The 4,869-nt window shown below is 67.2% G+C and carries 6 protein-coding genes; 1 reads left to right on the forward strand and 5 read right to left on the reverse strand.

All coding sequences use genetic code 11. The features are described from left to right. A partial coding sequence (locus tag LPZ50_RS21680; protein WP_230664844.1) for a hypothetical protein occupies positions 1-646 on the forward strand: 646 nt, incomplete at its 5' end. A 39-nt stretch (positions 647-685) separates the two neighbouring features. On the opposite strand, the gene LPZ50_RS21685 is transcribed toward LPZ50_RS21680, so the two are convergent. From LPZ50_RS21685 to LPZ50_RS21705, 5 genes are all read right to left on the reverse strand, one after another. After that, the gene (locus tag LPZ50_RS21685; RefSeq protein WP_230664846.1) at positions 686-877 is read right to left on the reverse strand and encodes a hypothetical protein; all 192 of its coding nucleotides are present in this window, start codon (positions 875-877) and stop codon (positions 686-688) included. A gap of 75 nt (positions 878-952) precedes the next feature. Continuing rightward, the gene (locus tag LPZ50_RS21690; protein WP_230664848.1) at positions 953-1,351 is read right to left on the reverse strand and encodes a low affinity iron permease family protein; all 399 of its coding nucleotides are present in this window, start codon (positions 1,349-1,351) and stop codon (positions 953-955) included. 43 nt (positions 1,352-1,394) lie between these two features. Next, the gene (locus LPZ50_RS21695) at positions 1,395-2,480 is read right to left on the reverse strand and encodes a calcium:proton antiporter (RefSeq protein WP_230664850.1); all 1,086 of its coding nucleotides are present in this window, start codon (positions 2,478-2,480) and stop codon (positions 1,395-1,397) included. Between the two features lie 211 nt (positions 2,481-2,691). Further along, entirely contained in the window at positions 2,692-3,654 is a 963-nt protein-coding gene (locus tag LPZ50_RS21700; RefSeq protein ID WP_230664851.1) for a Bug family tripartite tricarboxylate transporter substrate binding protein, read from the reverse strand. A gap of 40 nt (positions 3,655-3,694) precedes the next feature. Beyond that, positions 3,695-4,840, reverse strand: a complete 1,146-nt coding sequence (locus tag LPZ50_RS21705) for a CaiB/BaiF CoA transferase family protein (protein ID WP_268903538.1) — start codon at positions 4,838-4,840, stop codon at positions 3,695-3,697. Positions 4,841-4,869: the final 29 nt, after the last annotated feature.

Below are 4,869 nucleotides of genomic sequence, written 5' to 3' on the forward strand. Positions count from 1 at the left end.
CCGGGCGGCGCGCCGGCGCGCCACGCCCATGCTGCTGGACCTGCAGCGCTGCGCGGACCGGGCGGGTTTCGACAGCGCCCTGCACCAGCGCTCAAAGCGCACCCTGTCCAAGATACGCCGCGCCCGGCAACTGGGCTACCGTGTGGAACGCTTTGAACTGTCCACTCATGTACACGACGTCCACGCAGTGAAAACGTCGATGGCCGTGCGCAGCGGCGGCCCGGTGCTGGCCCGCTGGTTGCTGAAGCCCGGCCACATCGCGCCGCCGGCGAGCGCGCCCGTCGCCTGGCACGCGCCTGAATGCGCCACCCACTGGACGGTATGGTGGGGGGTCTTCCTGGACGAGCCCGGCCACCACAATGGCGTGCTGCGCACCGACAGGCGCCTGGTGGCCTATGTGAAGCTGACACGCTGCGGCGAAGTGGTGCACTACCTGGACCTGATGGGCCACAAAGACCACTTGCCGCATGGCGTCATGCCGTTGATGCACACCAGCATCGTGCACTGGCTGCTGGATGCCGCAGAACCCCATGCCGCCGGCGTGCGGGCCGTCTGGTACGGAGCCCTGGAGCACGGCGGCACCGGCCTGCAAACCTGGAAAAAGCGCGCGGGCTTCGAGCCTGCGCGCGTCATGCTGCGCCCCTGACGTCCGGGTCCGCTACACCCTCTTTGGGGTAGCCAGGCCCTAAGCCAGATCGATACTGTCCGGCGATGCCGGGTTGGGGCCCTGGGGTGTGCCAGGCACGCGGTCGGGGTCGTACGGCGGCCGGTCGGGATCGGGAGTAGGCTCTTCCGGCGTGGGGTCCGCCGGCCACGAGGGATCGTCCGGCGGCACTCCCGGCGGCCCGGCGGGTTGGCGATGATTCAAGATAAGCATGGCGGGCTCCTTGGATGGTATTCCCGCTGCCAGCAAGCCTTGTGCCCATGTCCCGCGGCACACCCCCGGCCGGTGTCAGCCACGGTCTGCCCGCTCGCGCGCCTGCCTCGCCAGCAGGCGGTAGTGCTCGGCGATGGCATCCAGCTCTTCCTCGCCCAATTCCTCGATATCCACCAGTTTTTCGCTGGCGCCTCGCATGGCCATCAGCAGGCCGTCCAGCTTCACATGCAGCGCACGGCTGTCCTTGTTCTGGTTCTGCTGGATCAGGAACACCATCAGGAAGGTGATGATGGTGGTGCCCGTGTTCACCACCAGTTGCCATACCTCGGAAAACCCCGCCCAGGGGCCGGCCAGGGCCCACAGCACGATCACCGACACGGCGCAGCCGAAAGCCAGCGGCGACCCCGTGGCGCGCGCCACGGCGGTGGCGAACCGGTCGAACAGATGGGTCAGGCGCGAATGACGTTGCTTCATGGCGGTCCCCCGAGAGCGGCCCAGGGCGCTGCCCGGCCAGGCCCTACAAGCCCATCGCGGACAGCATCAGAAACGTGGCGAACAGGGCAAAGTGGGTCATGCCTTCTATGGCGTTGGTCTGCCCGTCGTTGACGTTGATGGCCGTGACGACCACCGTCACCAGCACCATCATGGTCTGTATGGGTGTCATGGCCATCTCGAACGGCTGGCCGGTGTACAGCGCCAGGGCCTCCATGACAGGAACGGTGAGAATCACCGTGGACAGCGAGGCGCCCAGCGCAATGTTCACCACCGACTGCATGCGGTTGGCCAGGGCGGCCCGCAGCGCGGTCAGGATCTCCGGGCTGGCGGAAATCAGCGCGACGACGATGGCGGGCAATGCCGGCGGCACCTGTACATGCTCCAGCGACACGTTCAGCGTCTGCGCCATCACTTCCGAAAGCGCCCCGATGATGACCACCCCCGCCACCAGCAGGCCCACCGAATACAGCGTGGTCGGGCCGCGCTGGCCGGGCGTGTCGGGCTTGCGGCGCTTTTCCGGATAGCTGTAGCTGAAAAAATAGCTGTGCGGCCCCGTCTGCATGCGCAGGAACACGGCGTACAGCATGATCATGATGATGATCGTGAACCCCGAATACAGGTGCCAGCGTTCGCGCGGAATGAATTCGGGCACGATCATCGAGATGGCCATGGCGGTCAGGATCATTACCGTGTACACGCGGCCCGAATCGTCGTTGTAGGCCTGCTCGCCGTGCTTCAGGCCGCCCATCAGCGCGGCCAGCCCCAGGATGCCGTTGATGTCCAGCATCACGGCCGCGTAGATGGTGTCGCGCACCAGCGTGGGGGATGGGTCGTGCGAAATGACGATGCCCAGCACTACCACTTCCACCAGCACGGCCGACAATGTCAGCACCATGGTGCCGTAAGGGTCGCCCAGGCGATGCGCCAGCTGTTCCGCGTGAAAGGCCACCCGCTGCGAAGCGCAGATGATGGCGGCCACCAGCACCACGGTGGCCGCGATGGCCGTGGCGGCGCCCGCGGCTGTCAGGCGCGAGCCCGCGGCATAAGCCAGCGCCGCCGTCACGACGGCCAGCGCCAGCAGCTTTTCGTGCCTGAAGAGCATCTGCATGCGGCTTCCCCGAGGTTGACCCGCAGCTTACCCCGGGTGGCGGGGCGGGCTCAATCATGGCATGTCCATGCCGGTAACGGGGCAAGCGGCTTGACGCGTCGGCTTCATGTCACTCTCGGCGAGTTCGGAAACCGCGATCCAAGCAAGCCGCGTGCCCGCCCTGCCCGGCCGAGACCGCAGATGCGGGCTTCATCCTGCGGCCGCCCCGCCGTCAGCCCGCCCGTATGCCCGCATTCTTGATAATGGGCTGCCATTTGCGCCGTTCAGCCTGCGCAAAGTCGGCAAGGTCCTGGGCGCTGCCGCCGGCGGGTTCATAGCCCATTTTCAACAACTGCTGCCGGGTGCCGGGCCGGTCCAGTATCTGGTTGATGGCGGCGTTCAAGCGCTGCACCACATCGGGCGGCGTGCCCTTGGGGGCGTACAGCGCATTCCAGGCAATCACCTCGAAACCGTCCACGCCCTGCGAAGCCACGGTGGGCGCGCCCGGCAGCAATTCGGTGGGCTGGCGGCTGGTAACGCCCAGCACCTTCAGCTTGCCGCCTTCCACCTGCGGACGCGCCGCCGCCACCGTGTCGATGCTTAACGGGATCTGCTTGCCGATCACATCGGTCATGGCAGTGGACGATCCTTTGTATGGCACCCCGAACAAAGGCACGCCGGTCTGCGCCTTCAGTAATTCCAGCACCAGGCGCGCCGTGGTGCTGGGCATGCCGATGTCGGCGGCGCCCTTCTTGGCGCCGGCGGCCTTCAGCACGTCCTGCACGGAATCGAAGGTCGATCCGCTGCCGGCCAGCAGTGCCATCGGAAACGTCGCCACCAGCGCCACGGGCTGGAAATCGCGTGCCGCGTCGTAGGTCATGGTGGGATAAAGGAATTCGTTCAGTGCATGGGTGGCATTGGTGCCCATGGTCAGGGTGTATCCGTCCGGCGCGGCGCGCGCGGCGGCATCCGTGCCGATATTGCCGCCCGCCCCGCCGCGGTTTTCCACGTAGAAGGTCTGGCCCAGCAATTGGGTCAGCTGCTCGGCGAAGTACCGGGTGGCTACGTCGGTGCCCTGCCCCGCGGTATAGGCAACAATGATCTTCACGGGCTTGTCGGGATACGAAGGCTGCGCCAAGGCCGGCGCGGCAGGGGCGGCAAGAATGCAAGCCGCCAGAATGGTGGAACGCAACATGGCTTTGTCTCCTGAGTTATCGCTATGGGTACAACAGGAATCAGAGGCTTTTGGTACTTGTGGCGTGGCGCCCCGCCTCCGTCAGAATGCCAGCCCGATGCTCATCGAACGCGGGCGGTACGCCGCACGCGCAGCCTGGGGTGCCGGACAGCTTGATGGGCAGCCCCAGGCCCCGGTAACTGTCCTGCCCCACCCGCATGCCGCGGTGTTGCGCATGGGCGTGCTCCAAGGCCTGCGGCACGCTGTTCACCGGCCCCGCGGCCACCCCCGCCGCCATCAGGTCGCGGCACAAGTCTTCGCGCCGGAAAGCGCGCAGCGCCCGTTCGATCTCGCCGCGCAGCGCGCCGGCGTTGCGCAGGCGCGCTGCGTTCGACTGGAATCGCTCATCCGCGGCCAAGTCCGCACGCCCCACCTGCTGGCAGAACCGGCGGAACTGGCCATCGTTCAGAATGCCCAGGAATACCGGCCCGTCACCCGCCTCGAACTGGTCGTAGGGCGCGATATTGGGGTGCGCGTTGCCCGTCAGCCCGGGCGTCTGCCCAGAGCACAGCCAGTTGGCCGCATGTGGAACCAGCAGGCTCAGCGCGGTATCGAACAGCGCGGCTTCCACCCGCTGCCCCGAGCCCGTGCGCTGGCGGGCCAGCAAGGCCATCAGAATGCCCGACATGGCGGTGTAGCCCGTCAGGTGATCGACAATGGGCACGCCGATGCGCGTGGGCCCGGACTGCGTGCTGCCATTCACGCTCATCAATCCGCACATGGCCTGCAGCACCGCGTCGTAACCGGGCAGGCTGCCCAGCGGCCCGTCGCCGCCAAAGCCGGTGATGCTGCAATACACCAGGCGCGGATAGCGGGGCGCCAGGTCCCGTTCGAAATCCAGCTGCCACTTGCGCATGGTGCCGGGCAGGAAATTCTCGACCAGCACGTCGGCATCGCGCAGCAGCCCATGCAGCACCTGCCGTCCTTCGGGCTGCGCCAGATCCAGTCCGATAGAACGCTTGCCGCGATTCAATGCGGTGAAATAGGCTGCGTCGCCCGATGCCTCGAAGGGCGGGCCCAGGCGCCGGGTTTCGTCGCCGAACGGCGGCTCGATCTTGATGACATCGGCACCATGGTCGGCCAGCATCTGCGTGCACAGGGGGCCGGCCAGCACACGCGACAGGTCCACCACGCGTATGCCGGCCAGGGCCCCGGCGCCCGGGCGCCGCGCCGGCT

Source organism: Bordetella petrii, from assembly GCF_020991325.1.
Lineage (GTDB): Bacteria > Pseudomonadota > Gammaproteobacteria > Burkholderiales > Burkholderiaceae_B > Bordetella_A > Bordetella_A petrii_E.